The sequence below is a fragment of the Achromobacter mucicolens genome (genome assembly GCF_902859725.1).
In the GTDB taxonomy this organism is placed as follows: Bacteria; Pseudomonadota; Gammaproteobacteria; order Burkholderiales; family Burkholderiaceae_B; genus Achromobacter; species Achromobacter mucicolens.
Window position 1 is genome coordinate 1 of the sequence record NZ_CADIJP010000037.1, and the last position, 21,977, is coordinate 21,977.

Sequence of the window (21,977 nt, forward strand, 5' to 3'; positions counted from 1 at the left end):
GGCGCGGTGGCGGTGGGACCGGTGGGCGGGGCGCCCGCCGCCCCGTCGCGGCCGTAGAGGCCCGCGTTGGGGTCCGGCGCCGAGCGCGGATCGGGCAGCTTGCCCGTATCGCCCTGGCGGCTGGCCCGGTCCACGAAGGGAACGGGCGCCTTGGTGACATAGAACGCGACGACGGCGGCGACGATCAGCCCGATCAGCAGACCGGCCAGCGCCCCGTACAGGGTGCTGCCGCTTTCGCCGGAGGAACGGCGGGTGGATTTGCGCTTGGTGGCCATGAACCGATGTTACATCCGCTCGGGCGCGGAAACGCCTAAGAGCGCCAGGCCGTTTGCCAGCACCTGGCGGGTGGTGGCGGCCAGGCGCAGGCGGGCCAGCTTCACGGCGGTGTCGTCGACCAGCACGCGCTCGGCGTTGTACCAGGCGTGGAAGTCGGACGCGCAGTCGCGCAGCCAGAACGCAATGTGGTGCGGCGACAGGTCCTGAGCGGCCAGCGCCACCACCTGCGGGAATTCGGCCAGGCGCTGCATCAGCGCGAATTCGGTCGGCGCGGTCAGCAGCGCGGCGTCGGCCTGGGCCACGTCGGCGGCCGGCATGCCGGCGTTGTTGATGACCGAGCAGATGCGCGCGTGGGCGTACTGGATGTAATAGACCGGGTTCTCGTCGCTCTTGGACAGGGCCAGGTCCACGTCGAACACGAATTCCGTGTCGGCGCGGCGCTGGATCAGGAAGTAGCGCACCGCATCGCGGCCAACCCAGTCGATCAGGTCGCGCATGGTCACGTAGCTGCCGGCGCGCTTGGAGATCTTGACCTCTTCGCCGCCGCGCATGACCTTGACCATCTTGTGCAGGACGTACGAGGGGTAATCCTTCGGGATGCCCTCTTCCAGCGCCTGCAGGCCGGCGCGCACGCGGGCCACGGTGCCGTGGTGATCGCTGCCCTGGATGTTCACGGCGCGGTGAAAGCCGCGTTCCCATTTGGCCTTGTGATAGGCCACGTCCGGGACGAAATAGGTGTAGCCGCCCTCGCTTTTACGCATGACGCGGTCTTTGTCGTCGCCCGTGCCCAGTTCGGTGGTGCGCAGCCACAGCGCGCCGCCTTCCTCGTAGGTGTGGCCGCCGGCAATCAGCGCCTTGACCGTCGCTTCGACGCGGCCGGACGTGTAGAGCGAGCTTTCCAGGTAGTAGTTGTCGAACGCCAGGCCGAACGCCTGCAGGTCCAGGTCCTGTTCACGGCGCAGGTAGGCCACGGCGAAGGCGCGGATGTCGTCCAGGTTGTCGATGTTGCCCGTGGCGGTGACGGGCTCGCCGTCGGACGCCTGGATGGTCTTGCCGTCCTGGAAGTCGCGGGCGATGTCGGCGATGTAGTCGCCCTTGTAGCCGTCTTCGGGCCAGTCGGGGGAATCGGTGGTCAGGCCGCGGGCGCGGGCCTGCACGCTGATCGCCAGGTTCTGGATCTGGTTGCCGGCGTCGTTGTAGTAGAACTCGCGGGTGACGTCCCAGCCGACGGCGTCGTACAGGCGGCACAGCGCGTCGCCCAGCGCGGCCTGGCGGGCATGGCCCACGTGCAGCGGTCCGGTGGGGTTGGCCGATACGAATTCGACCAGGATCTTTTCGCCCAGGCGCGGGGCGCGCCCGTAGGCCTCGCCCTGCTGGGCCACCGCGGCGATCACGGCCTGGCGGGCGGCCGGCGTGATGCGCAGGTTGATGAAGCCGGGGCCGGCCACTTCGGCGCTCTCTACCAGCGCGGCGGCGTCGGGATTGGCCATCACCGCGTCGACGATGCCCTGAGCTAGTTCGCGGGGATTGCGACGTGCAGGCTTGGCAAGCTGCATGGCCACGTTGGTGGCGACGTCGCCGTGGGCGGCAACCTTGGGGCGTTCCAGCAGCACGTTGGGCTGGGCGTCGGGCAGGCTTTGCGCGACGGCGGCCTGGATCAGGGAGATTAGCTGTTTCTGTTGCTCGAGGAGCATGGGCGTCTGGCGTGGTTCTGGGTGAGTGACGATGGCGGCACGGCGCTTGCGGCCTGCCGGCGATCCGCGCCGCGCCGATAGGCGTGGGTCACGGTGCCGTCCGGCGGGTGGCCGGCAAGCCGGCGCGCGCAAGCCGGAATCAGGGCCGGCGCGGCGCCTGCTGTCACGGGAAACCCCTGAATCATAGTTGATTTGGGGGCGCCAGTTGGCATCATGGGGACGTTGCGGTAGTGTACGTAGCTAAGGTAATCATTGTGGGAGACCAGAATATGCTGATCACTTTTCACTCCAAGGTCGTGGCCGAAGTCCTGATGCTGACCGACCACGCCGGGCCCCTGCTGCAGGCGGCCGGCAAGTCCGTCGGCGACAAGATCCCCGAGCGCGGCGTCTTCACCGTCGAGCAACTGGGACCGGCCATCAGCGGCATCGAACGCGCGATCGACGAGTATCAGCACGCCCACGAAGGCCAGGACGAGGAAGACGACGACAAGCCCGCCGTCGCTCCGATGGCGCGCATGGTGGGCCTGAAGGAACGCGCCTTTCCGCTGCTGGACATGATGCGCCAGTCGCAAGCCGCGGGCGCCGAAGTCACCTGGGAAGTGTCGCGGGGCTGGTAAGGATATGTCGCCGGACGGACAATCTGTCCGGCGTTTTTTGCCTACCCTGTTGGCCTGACGCCTTCTGACGGAGTTTTTCCCATGCGCAGCGACATCACCATCGTTTTCGACCCCCGCCGTTCGCTGGACCTGTCCGCGAACGTCGAGCCCTCCCCGCAACGCCAGGCCGATGCACGCGACTGGTTCGACAGCGCCTGGGAAACCCTGGGCTGCGAGCCGCTGCGCCCCAGCGGCAAGGTCCTGTTGCTGGACAAGGTGCTGGGTGTGGCCGACGCGCTGGGCTACGACACGCTGTCCACCGACGAAAAGGAAGCCCGCGAATTTGCCGAGCACCTGGCGCTGGCGCTTGAGCGTCCGCGCATCACGGTGGACCTGCCGGGCCTGACCGTGGGGTACTGAAACGCCGCCCCATCCAACGAGAAACCCCGCCTGAGCGGGGTTTTTTGTGCGGCGCATCCAGCTGGCGGTCCTTAGCGGATCCCCGCCCGCATGAACGACTGCACGAACTGGCGCTGGAACAGCAGGAACGCGATCAGCAGCGGCGCGGCCGACATCAGGGTCGCGGCGGTGATCACGGACCAGTCGATGCCCTGGTCCGTGGACGAGAACACCTGCAGGCCGACCGTCAGCGGCCGGGACTCGACCGAGTTGGTGATGATCAGCGGCCACAGGAAGTTGTTCCAGTGATGGCTGACCGACACCAGCCCGTAGGCCACATAGATCGGCTTGGCGAGCGGCACGTACACCTTCCAGAGCACTTGCAGCGGGTTCGCGCCTTCCATGCGGGCCGCTTCCTCGAGTTCGCGCGGAACCGTCTTGAAGGTCTGGCGCAACAGGAAGATGCCGAAGGCCGACGCGAAGTACGGCAGGCCGATGGCAAACACCGTGTCGCGCACGCCCAGGAGACTCATCGACCGGTAGTTCTCCACCAGTAGCACGTCCGGCATGATCATCAGCTGCAGCAGCACCAGCATGAAGACGAAGTCGCGGCCGCGGAACTCGAAGCGTGCAAACGCATAGCCGGCCAGCGTCGACAGCACGAGCTGCGCGGCCAGCACCATCGTGACCAGCACGAACGTGTTCAGGAAGTAGCGCGGAAACGGCGCCGCATTCCAGGCGCGCACGAAGTTGTCCAGCGTCAGCGGCGCAAAGAGGTCAAAACGCGTGGCGTAGGCGGGCGGATGGAAGGCCGCCCACATGGCGTACGCCAGCGGCAGGATCCACAACAGGCCCAGCGCCCAGGCGCCCAGGGTATCGAGCTTGTCTTTCATTGGTAGTGCGTCCTGCGGTCCAGCCAGCGGAACTTGATCAGCGCGGTCAGCGCCAGCACCACCAGCAACACGACGGTCAGGGTCGCGGCATAGGCCGTGTCCCAGAAGCTGAATCCCACCTGGTAGATGTAGTAGAGAAGCAGCGTGCTGGCGTTGTCGGGGCCGCCGCGCGTCATCACCACCACATGGTCGACCAGCCGGAACGCGTTGATCAGCGCATTGATCAGCACGAAAAGCGTCGTCGGCATCAAGAGCGGCCACAGCACGCGCCGGAAGTACTGCCAGCGCGATGCGCCTTCCAGCATGGCCGCTTCACGCAGCGACGGCGACACCGTCTGCAACGCCGCCAGGTAGAAGATCATGAAAAAGCCGGATTCCTTCCACACGGTCACCAGCATCAGCGCGGGCAGCGCGGTCTCGCGGTTGCCCAGCCAGTTGGGACCGGGCGATCCGAACCAGCCCATCACCTGCGCGATCAGCCCGTATTGCGGCGTGTAGAAGAACAGCCAGATGTTGGCCACCGCCACCATGGGCAGCACCGTCGGCGTGAAATACGCCATGCGCAGAAAGCCGCGGCCGGTAAGGTTGCGGTTCACCCACAGTGCCATGATCAGCGCAATGCCGATCGAGGTGGGAATGGTGCCCAGCGCGAACCACAGGTTGTTCCACAGCGACTGCCAGAACACCGGATCGTCGCGCATGACGGCGTAGTTCTCCAGCCCGACGAAGCGGGCCGGACGGGCGCCCTTCGGCGTGGAGAAAAAGCTGTGCCAGAGCGTCGCCACCGCCGGGTAATGCGTGAAGGCGGCGAGCAGCACGATGGCTGGCAGCAGAAGCAGCCAGCCATAAAGCGCATTCAAAGAGCGGCTCATCGTGCTTGGGGTCGGTTACTTGTAGGAACGCAGTATGCGATCGGACTCGCGCTGCGCGTCGGTCAGGGCCTGCTGCGGCGTCTTCGAACCCGTCAACGCCGCCTGCAGGGCGTCGTTCAGAGTCTTGGTGACGCGCTGGTTCTCGTGCGTGGAGAATTCGGCCACGCTGACTTCCAGCTGGTCGCGCGCGACCGTGGCGGCCGGCACTTCCTGCGCGTACTTCTTCATCTTCTCGGTTTCCCAGGCGGCCGGCGTCACGGCCACGTAGCCCGTGGCGATGCTCCAGTCGGCCGCGCGCTCGGGCGTGGTGGCCCACTGCGCGAACTTCAGCGCCGCTGCCTGCTGCTCCGGCGTGCCGCTCTTGAAGATGTAGAAGTTGCCGCCGCCCGTGGGGCTGCCGCCGCGCTTTTGTTGCGGCATCATCGCCACGCCGAACGGGAAGTCGGCGTTCTTGCGGATGTTGGTCAGGTTGCCGGTGGTGGTCCACACCATGGCCGCCTTCTTTTCCAGGAAGTCCTTGGGCGTGGTGCCCCAGTCGATCGTGCCGGTCGGCATGATCTTGTGCTTGGCCGACAGATCGCGCCAGAACTGGGCCGCTTCAACCACCGCCGGCTTGTCCAGGTAGACCTCGTTGCCGGCTTCGTTCATCAGGATCGCGCCGTTGGGCGTGGTCAGCGCCTGGAACAGCCAGTAAGCGAACGCGCCGCCCGACGGAATCTCGATGCCCCACTGCGTGGTGTTGCCCGAGGCGTCCTGCTTGGTCAGCTTCTTGCCGTACTCGACCAGCTCGGCCCAGGTCTTGGGCGGCTTTTCGGGATCCAGGCCGGCGGCCTTGAAGAGATCCTTGTTGTAGTACATGACGATCGTCGAACGCTGGAACGGCACGCCCCAGGTGTGGCCGCCGGTGCGGCTGTTCTGCATGAAGGCGTCATAGAACCCGCCCAGCCACTTCTTGTCGGCGTCGGTCTTGGCCAGGCCGTCGATCGGGACGATGGCGTCTTCGTCGATGAGCGTGAACATGTCGGTGGACAGCAGCACCGCGAGCTGCGGCGGCGTGCCGCCCTTGAGCGCGGTCAGCGCCTTGGCGATGGAGTCCTGATACGAGCCGGCATAGATCGGCTTGATCTTGATGTTGGGGTTTTCCTTCTGGAAGTCGGTCACCATGTCGTCAACGATTTTGGTGATCGGGCCGCCGACGGCAACCGGGTAGTAGAACTCGACCTCGACGGGCTTGTTCTGCGCCTGCACAGGCAGAGACAGGCAGGCGGCGGCCAGGCTGGCGGCCAGGGTCTTGAGTACGATGCGTCGCATGGTGTGTTTCCTTTTCTGTGGGTGGGGCTTTTTTTACCGCCGGGCCGCCCCAAGGTAAAAAGCGCCCCCTTGGGGGGCAGCAAGCGGAAGGCGCAGCGTGGGGGCCATTCCCCTAGCGCCCGTCGGTGTTGATGACCGCCGAATCGGCGGCAAAGAAATGCTGTTGCCCGTCCGGCCAGGACAGGCGCAGCGGCTCGCCGGCGCTGGCGCGCAGGTGGCCGCCGACACGCACGGCCACGCCGCTCGTGTCGCCGATGCGGCACACCACGATGGAGTCCGCGCCGAAGTACTCCACGCTTTCCACGGTGGCGGCAATGCCGTCGCCGTCGATGCGGATATGTTCCGGGCGCACGCCAAGCTTCACGGCGCCGGCCGGGGCGTTCGCGATGACCGGGCCTTGCGTGCCGGCGATCACCGTGCCGCCCTGTTGCGGCGCCAGGCCGATCAGGTTCATGGGCGGCGTGCCGATGAAGCGCGCCGCGAACTCGCTGGCGGGCCGCGCATACAGGCCGTCGGGCGTGTCGTGCTGTTCGATCTGGCCGCCGCGCAGCAGCACCACCTGATCGGCCATGCTCATGGCTTCGGTCTGGTCGTGCGTCACGTAGACCATGGTGATGCCCAGGCTCTGCTGCAGCGCGCGGATCTCGCGCCGCATTTCGTGGCGCAGCTGCGCGTCCAGGTTGGAAAGGGGTTCGTCCATCAGGCAGACCGGCGCCTCGGAGATCACGGCGCGGCCCAGCGCCACGCGCTGCTGCTGCCCGCCCGACAGTTGCGACGGCTTGCGGTCCAGGAGGTGGGTCAGGCCCAGCAGACTGGCCACGCGCTGCAGGCGGCGGTCGAAGTCCTTGGCCGGCTCCTTGCGCACCTTCAGGCCGAACAGGATGTTCTCGCGCACCGTCAGGTGCGGAAACAACGCGTACGACTGGAACACCATGGAGATGCGCCGCTTGGCCGGCGGCAATTGCGTGACGTCACGGTCGCCGATGCGGATGCTGCCCGAGGTCGGCGTATCCAGGCCGGCGATCATGCGCAGCGTCGTCGACTTGCCGCAACCGGACGGACCGAGCAGGACGGTGAAGCTGCCGGCCGGAACCGTGAAGCTCACGCCTTGAATCGCCGCCGCGCCGGCGTACTGTTTGGTGAGGTTATCCAGAACGATGGATGACATGCTGTCTCGTAGATCTAATTGTTAGATCCGCATTGTTGCCTGTTATGAAAACCTTTTCATTGTGCAGCGCAAACATGACGGATATGTGGCAATGCGCGTTTCCTGGGCCCGGACGTCAGCCGAAGGGATATGGCCCGGGGTAATCCCCCAGAACGGCGTGGTGCGTGACCAGATTGCCGCCCTGCCACCAATGCAGCTGGTAGCCGGGCGGTTCCATGATGTACTGCAGCGTGGGGCGCGGACCCAGTTCCAGCGCAAGCTGGTGGGCCGTTCCCGGACAGGTCGAGGCGATGGTGCCGCCAAAGCGCTGGAAGATCGTGCGGTGCAGGTGGCCGCAAAGCACGCGCTCCACGTTGGGATAGCGGGCAACGATGCGCTCCAGCTCGGGCGCGCCGGCCAGCAGGCCGATGTCGTCCATGTGCTCGATGCCGGTCAAGAACGGCGGGTGGTGCATCAGCACCAGCGTGGGCCGGCCCGGCTGTTCGGCCAGGCGTTCGGCCAGCCAGTCCAGGCGCGTCTGGCACAGTTCGCCGTGGCTCTTCATCGGCACGACGGTGTCCAGCGCCAACAGGCGAAGCGGATAGGTCTCGACGGCGTACTGGACGAACGGTCCGCCGTCCTGCAGGTATGCGTGGTCTGGAAACGCGGCGCGCAACTGCGCGCGATCGTCGTGATTGCCGGGCATCAGAAAATACGGAATCTCCAGCGCCTGCAGGTGTTCGCGCAGCGTCTGGTATTCGATGGGCTTGCCCAGGTCCGTCAGGTCGCCGGTGATCAGCACGCAGTCGGGCCGCGGCGTCAGGGCATTGAGGGCGCGAACCGCCGGCGCCAGGAACGCGGCCGGATCGATGACGCCGTAGGCCTTGTCTCCCGGGGTGCGCATGTGAAGGTCGGTGATCTGAGCGATGAGCATGGCGCGTGGAAATCTGGAATTGGTTGGATTGTTGAGCAGGCTGCGCCTAGCGGCGCACGGACGCCGCGGTGCCGCCCACGACGATGCAGTGCGGCAGGCGGTTCGATTGCGGCGGCTGGCCATGAATCTGCGCCAGCAGGTTGGAGCAGGCCGTCTGCCCGATGCCGTCGCTGGGCTGCGCGACGGTGGTCAGCGGCGGCGTCAGCAAGGCGCCAAAGCGCATGCCGTCAAATCCGCACACCGAGATGTCGGCCGGCACGGAGAGCCCCAGCCCCACCAGATCGGCGATGACGGCGGTGGCCAGCAGGTCGTTGGAACAGAAAAGCGCCGTGGGCGCCTGCTTGCCGCGCAACGCGGCCTTCAGCGCGTCCACGTCGCTGCCCGTGTGCGAACTCATGGAGATATGCTGGATCGCGTCCAGGCCCAGTTTCTTGGCGCTGGCGCGTGCGCCCATCAGACGGCGGCGGGCGCGGTCCGAAGCGGTCAGCGGGCCGGTCACCAGCGCGATGCGCTTGTGCCCCATCGCCGCCAGATGCGCGACCATGTCGCTTGCCGCGGCGCGATTGTCGACCGAGGCAAAGGGATGGTCGTTGGACTCGTTGTAGACCAGCACGTAGGGAATGCCGCTGCGGTCCAGGTCGTCCAGCGTGGCGCTCTTGCCCACGTCAGCCACGGTCAGGATGAGGCCATCGACCTGATGATCGATCAGTCCCTGCACGGCAGCCGATTCCACCGCGGGGTCGTAGCCGGTGGCGGTCAGCATGACGCTGTAGCCCGATTCGCGGGCCCGGCGTTCCGCGCCTTCGAAGCACTCGGCGAACACGGGATTGGACAGCGTGGGCAGGATCAGCCCGATGGTGCGGGTGCTGCCCGAACGCAGGCTGCGGCCGACGCGGTTGGGCCGGAACCCCGCGCGCTTGGCGATGTTGCGAATGTGCGCCAGCGTATCGGGATGCACGATCTCCGGCTGGTTGAACGCGCGCGACACCGTCGCCGGCGAGACGCCTGCCTTGCGAGCCACTTCGATGATGGAAAAGCGGGGCGACGGGCGCGTGGCCATGAATGAATCGCTGCAAGTTTGCTGAAAACGATTTCATCTTACTTGAGGAATATGACCTTTGTATTGCACGGGTTTGCGCTATGCTGGTGCGAACGCAACAACACAAAGCCACGGCGCGGCGCGTGTTTTCGCGGAAAACCCGGCGTTTTCGGTGTTTTTCCCAATTGACTGACGCGAAGCGCACAATGGCAGGGTCGGTGTGTGCGGGCATGGCGCTTGCTTGAATGGGCGGTGGGCATGTCCGGCATACCCTCGGTCAAGGGGACCGGGTGCGAAGGATTATCCGCGCTTGTCGCGGCACCGGCAAAGAGGAAAGAATCATGTCTATTGCCTTGAACAGACTGGGCGCGGTCCAAGCCGCGCACAAGCTGCAACGGCGCGAATTGACCGCAGTGCAATTGGTGCGCGCCTGCTTTGCGCGCATCGAACAGCGCGAGAGCACCGTCCATGCCTGGACGGCCCTGCAAAAACAGGCTGCGCTCGATCAGGCCGAAGCGCTGGACAAAGGCGCGTTGCGCGGCCCGCTGCACGGCCTGCCCATCGGCGTGAAAGACCTGTTCGACACCGCCGACCTGCCCACCCGCTACGGCTCCCCCATTTACGACCGGCACCGTCCCGGCCTGGACGCCGCTTCGGTGGCGCTGTGCCGCGGCGCCGGCGCCCTCGTCATCGGCAAGACGGTCACCACCGAATTCGCGACCTACCAAGCCGGCCCCACGCGCAATCCGCGCAACGAGGCCTACACGCCCGGCGGCTCGTCCAGCGGCTCGGCGGCTGCCGTGGCGGACGACATGGTGCCCTTCGCGCTGGGGTCGCAGACGGCCGGTTCCATCATCCGGCCGGCCTCCTACTGCGGCGTCGTCGGCTTCAAGCCCACCTTTGGACGGATCCCGCGAGCGGGCGTGAAGAGCCTGGCCGAATCGCTGGACACCTTGGGCGGCTTTGCGCGGTCCGTGGAAGACGTGGCGTTGTTCTCGTCGGTCCTGATGCGCGATCCGCGCGTGCTGGACTTGTCCTATCACGACGCGCCGCGCGTGGGCATGTACCGCAGCCTGCAATGGCGCCACGCGCAGCCCGAAACCAAGGAGGCGTTCGCGCAGGCCGCGGCGATCCTGTCGCGCGCGGGCGCCAAGGTCGAGGAAGTGCCGCTGCCGCCGGAGCATTGCGTGCTGGTGCAGCTGCATTCGGACATCATGGCGTTCGAGGCCTCGCAGGCGCTTGCCTATGAACGGCTGGAGCATGCCGCGCAGCTTAGTTCCAAACTGCAGGCCATCCTGGAGTCCGGCGCGCAGATCAGCGCCGAACAGCACATCAAGAACCTGGCGCGCGCAGCCGAATCGCGTGCGCGGGTCGATACGTGGTTCCAGCGATACGACGTACTGCTTGCGCCCAGCGCCAGCGGCGAGGCGCCCTTCGCTGACCTCGGAACAGGCGATCCGCAGTTCTCGCGCGCGTGGACGCTGTTTGGCCTGCCTTGCCTGAACCTGCCGTTTGCCACCGGCCCGCAAGGCCTGCCCGTGGGACTGCAATTGGTCGGTGCGCGCCATGAAGACCATCGCCTGCTCGCCATTGGCGCGTGGATCCACGCACGCCTGCTGGCCGCCACGGCGCCGGACATCGGCGCGTCGGACATGTGGCCGCGCGGCTGAATTCTGCGGACTGGTGTCTGACACCCTGGCGAAATCGTCGTCATGCCAAGCCGACCTCCCAAGGGTGTCAGACACCGCGCTACACCTTCCTGCAAAGACGGTTCACACGCAATGAAAAAGCCCGCCAGATAAGGCGGGCTTCATTTTGTGCCCCGTTGTCGGGGGCTTCAGGCCTGGTCGTGGATCACACGGCTTCGGCGGTTTCCTGTTCGGCGGTGACGGCGCCCGAATTGATGTGGCGGTTCACGGCGCTCAGCACGGCCTGGAACGACGCCGTCACGATGTCGCGGTCGATGCCCACGCCAAAGCCCGTGGCGGATTCGCCAACGCGCAGTTCGACGTAGGACGCGGCGCGCGTGCCGGTGCCGGTGCCGATGGCGTGCTCGTGGTAGTCCATGATGCGAACCGGCACGTCCAGCGCGGCCACGAAGGCGGAAATCGCGCCGTCGCCCTTGCCGCGCACCACACGGCGTTCGCCGTTGAATTCAAGTTCGGCTTCGATGCTGAAGTGCTGGCCTTCGCCGGCCGAAGGATCGCCGTCGATGCGATGGCGGATCAGCTTCCACGGCGCCTTTTGCTCAAGGTATTCGCGGTTGAAGATCGTGTGCACGTCGTCGGCGGTGACTTCGCGGCCGGTCTCATCCGTGACGCGCTGGATGGCGCGGCTGAATTCGATCTGCAGGCGGCGCGGCAACACCAGGCCGTGTTCCTGCTCGAGCAGGTACGACACGCCGCCCTTGCCCGACTGGCTGTTCACGCGGATCACGGCGTCGTAGCTGCGGCCGAGGTCGGCGGGGTCGATCGGCAAGTAAGGCACTTCCCAGACGGCGTCCGGTTTCTGCAACGCAAAGCCCTTCTTGATGGCGTCCTGGTGCGAGCCCGAGAATGCGGTAAAGACGAGGTCGCCCGCGTACGGATGGCGCGGATGGACGGGCAACTGGTTGCAGTATTCGGCGCAGCGGCGCACTTCGTCGATGTCCGAGAAGTCCAGGCCGGGATGCACGCCTTGCGTGTAGAGGTTCAGGGCCAGCGTGACGAGGTCGACGTTGCCGGTGCGTTCGCCGCTGCCAAAGAGGCAGCCCTCGATGCGGTCGGCGCCAGCCATCACCGCGAATTCGGCGGCGGCCACGGCGGTGCCGCGGTCATTGTGCGGGTGGACGCTGAGCACGATGCTGTCGCGGCGGGCCAGGTTCTTGTGCATCCACTCGATCTGGTCGGCGTACAGGTTCGGCGTGGTGGCTTCGATCGTGGCGGGCAGGTTCAGCACCATCTTGGCGTCGGGCGTGGGCTGCCAGACGTCGGCCACGGCGTTGGACACTTCCAGCGCGAATTCGGGTTCGGTCGTGCTGAAGACCTCGGGCGAGTATTCGTAGCCCCACTTCGTTTCGGGGCGCTGCGACGTGTACTGCTTGATGAGGCGCGTGCCGGTCGTGGCGATGTTCTTGATCTCGTCCTTGGACATGTTGAACACCACCTTGCGGAAGGCGGGCGCGCAGGCGTTGTACATGTGGACGATGGCCTGCTTGGCGCCGGCAGCGGCTTCCACGGTGCGGCTGATCAGATCTTCGCGCGACTGGGTCAGCACGATGATGGTCACGTCGTCGGGGATGCGCTTTTCATCGATGAGCTTGCGCACGAAATCGAAGTCGGTCTGCGACGCGGACGGAAAGCCCACTTCGATTTCCTTGAAGCCGATCTTCACGAGCTGCTCGAAGAAGCGGACCTTGCGTTCCACGCTCATCGGCTCGATCAGCGCCTGATTGCCGTCGCGCAGGTCCGTGCTCATCCAGATCGGCGCCTTGGTGATGCGGCGGCTGGGCCAGGTGCGTTCGGAAAAATCGCGGGCAAAGGGCGCGAAGGGGACGTATTTGGTGGCGGGGTTGGCAAGCATCATCACTACACCTCGATCGGTTTCTTGTGAATCCCGGCGCGCTTGGCGCTCGTCGGCATCGCGACCGGATGACGGTCTTGTGCCAGGGGTTGCCGTGGTGGACGGCAGGATTCAGAGATAAAAGGGAAAAATCGCGTGTGGCAAGCGTGGCTGCCGAGCTACCACGGGGACACTAGGCCCGGCAACCGATCGGTAGCAATAGCGATAGCGCGATGAAGGAGGTACGAGCGCGCAGGCCGGCAACCGGAGCGGCGGAGCGTCCGGTGGCAATCGCGAAGGGGGTGCGGTAAGCGGCCATAGGGTGCTAGTCAAACACACTTTTTCGGGAAGCGCAAACGGAAAAAGCGAGGGACGGATCGCGCTGCGGGCGTTTGCGCGGGATCGCAGGCAGCGCGATAAGGGCGCTTGATCCGGGAGCGTGTGGCTGTTTTCCCGGTCGATCGCGGACGTTGGCGGGGATTGACCGCGCAAACAGCAAGGCCGCCTTGCGGCGGCCTTGAGTCGGATTTGGATAAGTGAAATTAACGGGCAGGGCCGATGCGGGGTTCGACATAACGATCGCCACGCGGTTCGCGCGGACCGTCCACCCGGGGGTCAACGCGGCGGTCGTCACCGCGGCGGCCGTCATCCCGAGGATCCCGGGTCGGCCGGTTGACGCCGCCTTCAAGAATCCGGGCCTGCTCGGCCACCATGTCGATCTTGCCGACGCGGTTGTGGCGCAGTTCGGACAGCGAGCGGCGCAGGTCGCCGACGGTGAAGGGTTCCTGGCGGTCGCCCCACGTCCAGCGCAGCACGCCCAGCGATTCCTCGGACAGGTTCGGCGCCAGTTCGGCCAGCGTATCCGTGCCGACGGGCGTTGCGGCGCCGGAAGCCAGGCTGGCGTAGAACCACGCGCGCACCGAGAAGAAGACGATCAGCGTCCAGATGCCGGCAACCACCCACCAGAGATAGGGGTTGATCCGCTGCGCCATGTCCATGGTCGGCTGGCCCAGCGTGTGCAGAAAGTCATAGTTCATGCGCTTGCCGAAATCCAGTATCCACGTGGCTACGAGATACCAGACAACCAGGGCGACGGCGATGACGATCGCGCGCAGAACGAGTCGGGGAAGCGCCAGTTTGAGCAGGGTCTGACCGATCAATCGGCAGTCCTGGCGAACGCTTGCGGGCGAAGTCAGATTCATCATGCAAAATATTGTACCTATGACCCGTCCAATTTTAGAACTGCGGCCTGGCCAGCACCTGACGCTGACCCCACAACTTCAGCAATCGATCCGATTGTTGCAGTTGTCCACGCTCGACCTTGAAGCGGAAATCTCGCAAGTGCTGGCCGAGAATCCCCTGCTGGATCGCGAGGACGAGCCGGCGACGGCGGAGGATCGGGCCGAATCCGAGCGCGAATCTTCGGTTCAGGACGACGAACCGGCGGCCGAGCGCGAGACCGCCATCGACGAGATGCCTGGCTCGGGCGGGGTGTATCCCGACGACGACGCCAGCCTGCCCGAGGCGGCGCGGCCGGACACGCTGCGCGAACATCTGCTGGGTCAGCTTGCCCTGACGCGCGCCGCGCCGCGCGATGCCGCGCTGGCGTCCCTGCTGATCGACGAACTGGACGAAAACGGCTACCTGGGTTCGCCGCTGGATGAAATCCTGGGTTGGCTCCCTGCCGAAATGGAGCCCGACATGGACGAGCTGCGCGCCGCCCTGTCGCTTCTGCAATCGTTCGACCCGGTGGGCATCGGCGCGCGCGACATGGCCGAATGCCTGCAACTGCAGCTGCGCAATCCCGACCTCACCTTGCTGCCCGAGGCGGCCGACCCCGCCGTGCTGGCCTGTGCGCGCCGGATCTGCGCCGAGCACCTGCCGCTGTTGGCAACCGGCAACGCCGCGCGCCTGTGTGCGGCGGTCGGCTGCGACGAGACCACGTTCCGCGCGGCGCATTCGCTGATCCTGCGCCTGGAACCCCGGCCGGGCCGGGCCTGGACCGTGCCGGCGGCCGAGTACGCAGTGCCGGATGTCATCGTCCGCAAGACGCGGCGCGGCTGGCAGGCCACGCTGAATAGCGCGGCGGTGCCGCGGCTGCAGATCAATGGGCTGTACGCCCAGATGCTGGGCAACCAGAAGGAATCCGCCCACGCCGGCCTGCAGGCCCAGCTGCAGCAGGCCAAATGGATGATCCGCAACGTGGAGCAGCGCTTTGACACCATCCTGCGCGTGTCGCAGGCCATCGTCGAGCGTCAGACGGCTTTCTTCAGCCAGGGGCCGGCGGCGATGCGTCCGCTCATTCTGAAGGACATCGCCGGCGAGCTGGGCTTGCATGAATCGACCATTTCACGGGCCACCACACAGAAGTACATGCTCACTCCATTCGGTACGCTGGAGCTCAAGCGCTTCTTTGGAACGGGCGTGTCGACAGAAGGCGGCGACGCCACGTCGGCCACCGCGGTGCAGACCTACATCCGCCAGATGGTGGCCGACGAGAACCGCGCCAAGCCGTTGTCGGATAGCCAGATCATGCAAAAACTGGCCGATCAGGGGATAGTGATTGCGCGCCGGACGGTGGCAAAGTACCGCGAAGCGCTGCGGATTGCCCCTGCCGCGCTGCGCAAGGCGCAGGCCTCCGCGCGCTGAAATAAGGGACGTGCTTCGGCAAATTCGTCCCTGTTTTCAACGGCTTGCGTGACAGTTCGGTTGCAAATTTATTTGCGCGAAGGGCTTGTCAGGGCATGAATATTTTTCGATAATCATTCGCATGTACATTTGCGTATGTAATGCCATCACCGAACGCCAAGTCCGCGCCAGCGTGGACGCCGGCGCGACGACGCTTTCCGACCTGCAGTTCGAGCTGGGCGTGGCCACGTGCTGCGGCTGCTGCGCGGCAACCGCCGCCGAATACCTGCCGGGCGGCCGCTGCTCCAGCGTGTGCGACGTGCGCTCCATCGCGGTTCCGGTCAATGCTCCCGCCCTTGTCGAATCGGACACGCCGGCTGCCAACAGCAGCTTCCCGATTCCGCTGGTCGCCATCGCCTGAGCATTGGTGTCTCTACCGGCTCGCTGCCTTCATGCGGCGAGCCGCGACATTTCCTTCTCGCAAAAATCCCTGATATCCATCGCAAGCTGACGCGCGGGTTCGCGTGCCGGGCCGGCCACGCATAACGCCAGTTCCGAAGGCGGCACCGCGGGCAGGCCCACGTCCAGGATCCGGTGGCCGGCGCCGATGCAGCGGCGTTCCAGTAGCGCGATGCCCAGGCCGCCGGCCAGGGCGGCCTGCACCCCCGACAGGTTCGGGCTTTCATAGGCGATGCGCCAGCGCCGTCCAGCCGATTCCAGCGCGTGGATCGCGCGGTTGCGGTAGATGCAGCCCTGCGAAAAGGCGACCAGGGGCACCGGCGCCTCCGCGCCCAACGGAAGCTGCACCGAATCGCTACCGATCCAGTGCAGCCGTTCCGGCCATGCCGCCAACGCCGCGCCCGCACCCGGCTCACGCTTGAGCAACGCCACGTCCAGATCCCCGCGCTCCAGGCTTCGGGCCAGGACTGCGGTCAGATCGCAACGCACCGACAACTGCACGCCCGGCCGTGTACGCGCAAATTGGGCGACGACAGCCGTCAGCGCGTCGACCGCAAAATCGTCCGGAATGCCCAGGCGGATCACGTCCACGCGCTTGCGGCCGCTGACGGCTTCGCGGACCTCGGTGGATAACGCCAGCATCCGGCGCGCGTAACCCAACAGGCGTTCGCCTTCCTCGGTTAGCTGGACCTGGCGGCCCTCGCGCAGAAACAGCGGGCATTCCAGCGTGTCCTCAAGCTTGCGGATCTGCTGGCTGACGGTGGACTGGCTGCGGTGCACGCGTTCGCCGGCGGCTGTGAAACCGCCGGCATCCACCACCGACACAAAGCTGTGCAAAAGATCGAGATCAAGCATGGGGCACCCCCGAGCCATTTGATTTTCAAATACTTTCGATCCGAATAAAGAGTTTGTCAATGGATGGGGCCGCGAGGAGAATGCCTGCATCCCGCCGCCACCGCGGCCGCAGTCCCACATTGCCGGACCCGCCATGAAGGCTCTCTCCACCCCTGCTTGCGCCTTGCCCGCGAATGACCGCCCTGGCATCAGCCTGGCGCCGATCGCCGCGTTCTGCTTTCTGTGGAGTTCGGCCTTTGCCGCCGCGAAGATCGCGGTGCGCGATTGTCCGCCGCTCACACTGCTGACGATCCGTTTCCTGATTGCGGGCGCGCTGATGCTGGGACTGGCAGCGGCCAGCGGCCGCTGGAAGCTGCCTTCCGGCCGCGACCTGGCGGCGCTGGTGCTGCTGGGGGTGCTCAACAACGCGCTCTACCTGGGTCTGAGCTGGTCGGGGATGACCACGGTGTCGTCCGCGTTCACGGCCGTGCTCATCAGCACGAATCCGCTGCTCATCGGCGTGCTGGCCGGTCCGATGCTGGGCGAGCGGCTGAGCTGGCGCAAAATGCTCGGGCTGTGCCTGGGCCTGGCGGGCGTCGCGCTGGTGTTGCGGTCGCGTTTGACCGGCATGCAGGAAGACTTGCACGGGACGCTGCTCGTGACGGGCGGCCTGGTGGCGCTGGTAGCCGGCACGCTGCTCTACAAGCGGCTCAAGCCTACTTCCGGTCTGTGGACGTCGACCGGCATCCAGTCGCTGGCCGGCGCCGCAGCGCTGCTGCCGTTTGCCCTGGCCACCGAGAGCCTGGGCGATGCGCGCCTGACCACGAGCCTGATCTGGAGCATGGCCTACATGATCGTGGCGGTATCGATGGGCGGCTATTACCTGTGGTTCATGATCCTGGGCCGCGCCAGCGCCACGTCGGCGAGCGCGCTGCATTTCCTGATGCCGCCATTGGGCCTGCTCTTCGGATGGGTGGTGCTGCGCGAGCCCGTTTCGTGGCTGGACTTGCTGGGCATCGTTCCCATCGCGTTCGGCATCTGGCTTGCAACGCGGCGCACCGCGTAAGTTGAGGGCGGTCAATATTGAGGGCGGTCAATACGGCCCGCTGCGGTTGCTGATATGCAACGAGCGCGCGCGATACGCTGGCAGGGCGGATCGGGCACCATCAATGCGCATCCGGCGCACAAAGGCCCGGCATGTGCGCGCCCGATCCGGCATGACGCGCATCGCAAAGCCGCGCCAATCCGTCCCCAAGCGCGCAAGGCCTCACGCACGCATACTCATTCTCATTAGCCTGTCGCTTTCTTGTTGCGCTCCTAAAGCCGTTTACCAAATGCAGCGCGAGGCTAGGCGCGGCCCTGCGCCCAATGGTAGTCTGCACGGGTTGCGTACGCGCGGCATCGTGCGCTCCTTTGTCGCGATGCGCTCGCGTCGCGCCTGACTGCAAGGAGTCCATCATGAAAGGCGACAAAACCGTCATCCAGTTTCTCAACAAGCAACTGACCAATGAGCTGACGGCCATCAACCAATACTTCCTGCATGCCCGCATGCTGAACCATTGGGGCTTCGACAAGCTGGGCAAGCACGAGTACGAAGAATCGATCGGCGAAATGAAGCATGCCGATCGTCTGATCGCCCGTATCTTCATGCTGGACGGCCTGCCCAATCTGCAAGACCTGCACAAGCTGCTGATCGGTGAAGACGTGCCGGAACTGCTGGCCTGTGACCTGAAGCTCGAGACGGCTGCCCAGGCAACCGTCAAGGAAGCCATTGCATATTGCGAATCGGTGCGGGACTACGTGTCGCGCGATCTGTTCCAGGACATCCTGGATGACACCGAAGAGCACATCGACTACCTGGAAACGCAGATCGACCTGATCGACAAGGTCGGCATCCAGAACTACCTGCAAAGCCAGATGTCCGTGCCCGAATAAGGCACTTGGCTGCAAAAGAAATGGCGCCCCGCGGGGCGCCATTTTTCATGCCGGAAACCTGCGCAGGCAGGCTGATATGCCGTTGCAGAGACCTTACTGCGGACGGGCCGGGCATTCGGCCATCGTGCCCCAGGCGCGGTTCGGCGCGCAGTACTTGTTGCGCGCGTTCCAGGAACACGAGGGACGCTCGAAGAAGCCTTGTGTGGCGCATTGGGCCAGTTCGCGCCGCAGCGCATCCTGCCAGCCCTGGGCGCCGGGTGCCGGCGCCGTGTTGGGCGGCGGCGGGGGCGCCTGCACCATTTGCGGCGTGCCGTAGCTGCCGCCGGCGGCCACGCCGCCATTGATGGCAGTCGACGTGCCTGGAACCAGCAGGTCCATGGTGCTGACGTCCGACGTGCCCGAGGGCAGCGGCACGTGCGACGAGGCAGCGATTTCGCGCGCCTGTTCGGGGCTGATGCGTTCGCGAGAGATCTGGACGGCCGGGTCGCTGACCGTGTCGAACAGCGACACGGTATTGACCTGCCATTCGCGGTCGGCCGGCTTGTCCGGCACGCCCAGCGTGCCATCGATACGCGGTTGCGGCGGCTGCGCCACGTACGGACGGCCGTTGGCGTCCAGCACGGGCTGCTGGGACGCGGCGGCGTCCTGCCCAGGAGCGGGCGCGGCCGCGGGCGCGTGCGCCACCAGCCAGTCACCCAGTTGAATACCGCCCCAAGCCGACGCGCCGAGCGCGATCAGGAGCGTTGCGATCAAAAAACGCCAAGACATTGCTACCCTCAATCTGCCGTGCGGAACCCGAACGGGTCTACGCTTTGTCTCCGAAAACCTTGCCGCCGTGCTCCCGCATGGCATGGAATTTCACATCGGGATACAGTTCCTCGGCGACGCGCAACTGCGCGGGAGAACCGATCAAAAACGCCGCAGCATCGACCACATCATAGGCGATATGGGCGGCATTGGCATCCATGAACTTGCGCAGCGCCTTGGGGTTTTCAGACGTAATCCAACGTGCCATTGTGTAGCGCGACGGCAGCATCCGGGCATCGACGCCATACTCGGTCTTCAGGCGGTGCGCGACCACTTCGAACTGCAGTTGGCCGACCGCGCCCAAGAGCAGCGAGCCGCCGGCGACATCGGGACGGAACACCTGAATGGCGCCTTCCTCGCCCAATTGGGTGAGGCCGGTGCGCAGCTGCTTCGTGCGCAGCGGGTCCTTCACTTCGACCGCCTGGAACAGTTCCGGGGCGAAGAACGGCAGCCCGGTGAACTGCAGGGTCTCGCCTTCGGTCAGCACGTCACCCAGTTGCAGCACGCCGTGGTTGGGGATGCCGATGACGTCGCCGGCATAGGCCTCGTCCAGAAGTTCGCGGCGCTGCGACAGGAACGACACCACGTTGTTCGGGCGCATTTCCTTGTTGGTGCGCGCCACTTTCAGGCGCATGCCGCGTTCAAAGCGGCCGGAGCTCACGCGAACGAATGCAACGCGGTCGCGGTGCGCCGGGTCCATGTTGGCCTGCACCTTGAAGACGACGCCGGTGAACTTGGGTTCTTCAGGCTGCACTTCGCGTTGCAGGGCCGTGCGCGGACCCGGGGGCGGCGCCTGGTCGACCAGGGCGTCCAGCACTTCCTGCACGCCGAAGTTGTTGATGGCGGAACCGAAGAACACGGGCGTCTGCTTGCCGGCCAGGAACTGGTCGCGGTCGAACGCGGGCGCTGCTTCGTTGATGAGTTCGATCTCGCCGCTGGCCTGGTCGAACGCCCCGCCAAAGCGCTTGGCGATCTCGGGGTTGGTCAGGCCTTCGATGAAGTCGTCGTTGTCGGAGCGGCGCTCCTGGCCAGGACGGAACACGCGCATGCGGTCGCGACGGATGTCGAACACCCCGCCGAACGACTTGCCCATGCCCACCGGCCACGAGAACGGCACGGCGTCCATGCCCAGGTGCCCTTCGATTTCCGACAGCAGTTCCAGGGGCTCGCGCACTTCGCGGTCCATCTTGTTGATGAACGTGATGATCGGGGTGTTGCGCGCCCGGCAGACCTGCAGGAGGCGGATGGTCTGCGGCTCGACGCCGTTGGCAGCGTCGATCACCATCAGCGCGGCGTCCACCGCCGTCAGCACGCGGTAGGTGTCTTCGGAGAAGTCCTGGTGGCCCGGGGTGTCGAGCAGGTTGATGACGCAGTCGCGGTATTCCATCTGCATCACCGAGGACGCCACGGAAATGCCGCGCTGCTTTTCGATTTCCATCCAGTCGGACGAGGCATGGCGCGACGCCTTGCGCGCCTTGACGCTGCCGGCGATCTGGATCGCGCCTGCGAACAGCAGCAGCTTTTCCGTCAGCGTGGTCTTGCCCGCGTCAGGGTGGGAAATGATGGCGAACGTACGGCGCCGTGCGACTTCGTTGGAAATGCTCATATCGGAGGTTTCTGCTTGGCGCCGTCAATCAGGCCGGCGCGGTCCGGTGTCGTGCACGAAAACATGTGGGGCACGCGCCGTTGCCGGCACGTGCCCCACGCTTCATATTCAGTTGTGGCGGCGGAAGGTCGCCAGGAACACGCCCGCCAGGATGAACAGCGACCCGAAGGTCCGGTTCATCCAGCGGATGTGCTTGGCATCGCGCAAGAGGCGCAACACGCGCGCCGCCAGCAGCGTGTACACGCCCATCGCCACCAGGTCGGTGAACGCCAGCGTGGCCGCCAGCGCCGCGTATTGCGGCGTCAAGGAGAGCGCCGGGTCCACGAACTGCGGCACCACGGCCAACAGGAACACGGTGCCCTTGGGGTTCATGGTGTTGATCAGGAAACCGCGCATCACCAGATCGCGGATGGACGCCTTGCGGGGATCGCCCGCGTCCACCGCAACGGGTGCGGCATCCGTGCGGATCTGGCGCACGCCGAGGTAGACCAGGTAGGCCACCCCCAGGTACTTGACGACGTTGAACGCCATTTCCGAGGTGGCGAGCACGGCGCCCAGGCCCACGGCCACCACGACGAACTGGAACAGGATGCCCAGGATCAGGCCTGCCGTGTTCCAGTAGCCGCGCGCAAAGCCGTATTTCAGGCCTGACGACATGGCCGAGATCGCGCCGGCGCCCGGTGAGAACGAAATGGCCCAGGAGGCCAGGAAGAACGTCAACCAGGTGGATAAAGGCATGATGGCGCGGGTCCGTGGGTCGCTGTGTCGGGGTTGCCAGTGATATTACTTGCTCAGGAGCGCGGCGCGGGGCGCACCGCCCGGACGGCCTTGGCCCGAGCGTCCTTCGGCCGAGCGGCCGGCGGGCGCATTGCCTGCCGGGCGCGACGAACCTTCCGGACGGCGGTTCTGCTGCGGACGGCCCTCGGCGCGGCCGGCGTGAGCCGGACGGTCGGCGGGCTTGCCTTCGCGCGGCCCGGCATTGCCGCGGCCTTCACCGGCGCGGGCCG

Annotated in this window: 20 protein-coding genes and 2 pseudogenes; 7 read left to right on the forward strand and 15 right to left on the reverse strand. The window is 65.9% G+C overall.

Annotated elements, in window-relative coordinates; all coding sequences use genetic code 11:
* Together HV786_RS26830 and argS are read right to left on the reverse strand one after the other, a co-directional pair.
* A pseudogene (locus HV786_RS26830) lies at window positions 1-275 on the reverse strand (SPOR domain-containing protein); the annotation flags it as partial.
* A gap of 9 nt (window positions 276-284) precedes the next feature.
* Window positions 285-1,970, reverse strand: a complete 1,686-nt coding sequence (gene argS, locus HV786_RS26835; protein WP_056327739.1) for an arginine--tRNA ligase — start codon at window positions 1,968-1,970, stop codon at window positions 285-287.
* Window positions 1,971-2,239: 269 nt separating this feature from the next.
* Here argS and HV786_RS26840 point away from each other — a divergent pair, with 269 nt between their 5' ends.
* The gene (locus HV786_RS26840; protein ID WP_056327740.1) at window positions 2,240-2,587 is read left to right on the forward strand and encodes a DUF1840 domain-containing protein; all 348 of its coding nucleotides are present in this window, start codon (window positions 2,240-2,242) and stop codon (window positions 2,585-2,587) included.
* Between the two features lie 81 nt (window positions 2,588-2,668).
* Window positions 2,669-2,986: a hypothetical protein gene (locus HV786_RS26845; RefSeq protein ID WP_056327741.1), complete on the forward strand. Its 318-nt coding sequence runs from the start codon at window positions 2,669-2,671 to the stop codon at window positions 2,984-2,986.
* A gap of 71 nt (window positions 2,987-3,057) precedes the next feature.
* On the opposite strand, the gene HV786_RS26850 is transcribed toward HV786_RS26845, so the two are convergent.
* From HV786_RS26850 to HV786_RS26875, 6 genes are all read right to left on the reverse strand, one after another.
* Window positions 3,058-3,858, reverse strand: coding sequence for a carbohydrate ABC transporter permease (locus HV786_RS26850; protein WP_056327742.1), 801 nt, complete (start codon window positions 3,856-3,858; stop codon window positions 3,058-3,060).
* A complete protein-coding gene (locus HV786_RS26855; protein ID WP_062840145.1) occupies window positions 3,855-4,730 on the reverse strand; it encodes a carbohydrate ABC transporter permease in 876 nt (291 codons plus the stop codon). The genes HV786_RS26850 and HV786_RS26855 overlap by 4 nt, the downstream gene beginning before the upstream one ends.
* A 15-nt stretch (window positions 4,731-4,745) precedes the next feature.
* Window positions 4,746-6,041, reverse strand: coding sequence for an ABC transporter substrate-binding protein (locus HV786_RS26860; RefSeq protein ID WP_128829723.1), 1,296 nt, complete (start codon window positions 6,039-6,041; stop codon window positions 4,746-4,748).
* Between the two features lie 112 nt (window positions 6,042-6,153).
* Complete coding sequence (locus HV786_RS26865) at window positions 6,154-7,209, reverse strand: ABC transporter ATP-binding protein (RefSeq protein WP_128829724.1); 1,056 nt, start codon at window positions 7,207-7,209, stop codon at window positions 6,154-6,156.
* Between the two features lie 115 nt (window positions 7,210-7,324).
* Window positions 7,325-8,122: a phosphodiesterase gene (locus tag HV786_RS26870; protein WP_063954084.1), complete on the reverse strand. Its 798-nt coding sequence runs from the start codon at window positions 8,120-8,122 to the stop codon at window positions 7,325-7,327.
* A 46-nt stretch (window positions 8,123-8,168) separates the two neighbouring features.
* The gene (locus tag HV786_RS26875; RefSeq protein ID WP_056327747.1) at window positions 8,169-9,182 is read right to left on the reverse strand and encodes a LacI family DNA-binding transcriptional regulator; all 1,014 of its coding nucleotides are present in this window, start codon (window positions 9,180-9,182) and stop codon (window positions 8,169-8,171) included.
* Window positions 9,183-9,502: 320 nt separating this feature from the next.
* On the opposite strand from HV786_RS26875, the gene HV786_RS26880 reads away from it, so the two are divergent.
* Window positions 9,503-10,831 carry an amidase gene (locus HV786_RS26880; protein ID WP_128829725.1) on the forward strand — a complete coding sequence of 443 codons (1,329 nt, stop codon included), beginning with the start codon at window positions 9,503-9,505 and terminating at the stop codon, window positions 10,829-10,831.
* 184 nt (window positions 10,832-11,015) lie between these two features.
* Here the strand turns inward: HV786_RS26880 and leuA are convergent, their stop codons facing one another.
* Both leuA and HV786_RS26890 read right to left on the reverse strand, forming a co-directional pair.
* Entirely contained in the window at window positions 11,016-12,725 is a 1,710-nt protein-coding gene (leuA, locus tag HV786_RS26885) for a 2-isopropylmalate synthase (protein WP_062840150.1), read from the reverse strand.
* Window positions 12,726-13,243: 518 nt separating this feature from the next.
* Entirely contained in the window at window positions 13,244-13,906 is a 663-nt protein-coding gene (locus tag HV786_RS26890) for a hypothetical protein (RefSeq protein WP_128829726.1), read from the reverse strand.
* Window positions 13,907-13,922: 16 nt separating this feature from the next.
* Here HV786_RS26890 and rpoN point away from each other — a divergent pair, with 16 nt between their 5' ends.
* Complete coding sequence (gene rpoN, locus HV786_RS26895; RefSeq protein ID WP_476691494.1) at window positions 13,923-15,350, forward strand: RNA polymerase factor sigma-54; 1,428 nt, start codon at window positions 13,923-13,925, stop codon at window positions 15,348-15,350.
* A 121-nt stretch (window positions 15,351-15,471) separates the two neighbouring features.
* Window positions 15,472-15,750, forward strand: coding sequence for a (2Fe-2S)-binding protein (locus HV786_RS26900; protein WP_056327752.1), 279 nt, complete (start codon window positions 15,472-15,474; stop codon window positions 15,748-15,750).
* A 29-nt stretch (window positions 15,751-15,779) separates the two neighbouring features.
* Here the strand turns inward: HV786_RS26900 and HV786_RS26905 are convergent, their stop codons facing one another.
* Window positions 15,780-16,643: a LysR substrate-binding domain-containing protein gene (locus HV786_RS26905; RefSeq protein WP_128829727.1), complete on the reverse strand. Its 864-nt coding sequence runs from the start codon at window positions 16,641-16,643 to the stop codon at window positions 15,780-15,782.
* Between the two features lie 133 nt (window positions 16,644-16,776).
* Between HV786_RS26905 and HV786_RS26910 the strand changes: the two genes are divergently transcribed.
* Together HV786_RS26910 and bfr are read left to right on the forward strand one after the other, a co-directional pair.
* A complete protein-coding gene (locus tag HV786_RS26910) occupies window positions 16,777-17,688 on the forward strand; it encodes a DMT family transporter (protein WP_056327754.1) in 912 nt (303 codons plus the stop codon).
* A 392-nt stretch (window positions 17,689-18,080) separates the two neighbouring features.
* Complete coding sequence (gene bfr / locus HV786_RS26915; RefSeq protein WP_056327755.1) at window positions 18,081-18,557, forward strand: bacterioferritin; 477 nt, start codon at window positions 18,081-18,083, stop codon at window positions 18,555-18,557.
* A gap of 93 nt (window positions 18,558-18,650) precedes the next feature.
* Here the strand turns inward: bfr and HV786_RS26920 are convergent, their stop codons facing one another.
* The 4 genes and pseudogenes from HV786_RS26920 to HV786_RS26935 form a co-directional block, all read right to left on the reverse strand.
* Window positions 18,651-19,325 (reverse strand): hypothetical protein, encoded by a 675-nt coding sequence (locus HV786_RS26920; protein WP_056327756.1) that lies wholly within the window; start codon window positions 19,323-19,325, stop codon window positions 18,651-18,653.
* A 37-nt stretch (window positions 19,326-19,362) separates the two neighbouring features.
* Window positions 19,363-20,970: a peptide chain release factor 3 gene (locus HV786_RS26925; protein ID WP_056327757.1), complete on the reverse strand. Its 1,608-nt coding sequence runs from the start codon at window positions 20,968-20,970 to the stop codon at window positions 19,363-19,365.
* A 108-nt stretch (window positions 20,971-21,078) separates the two neighbouring features.
* Window positions 21,079-21,708, reverse strand: coding sequence for a LysE family translocator (locus HV786_RS26930; protein ID WP_062840156.1), 630 nt, complete (start codon window positions 21,706-21,708; stop codon window positions 21,079-21,081).
* Window positions 21,709-21,753: 45 nt separating this feature from the next.
* Window positions 21,754-21,977, reverse strand: a pseudogene (locus HV786_RS26935) (hypothetical protein); the annotation flags it as partial.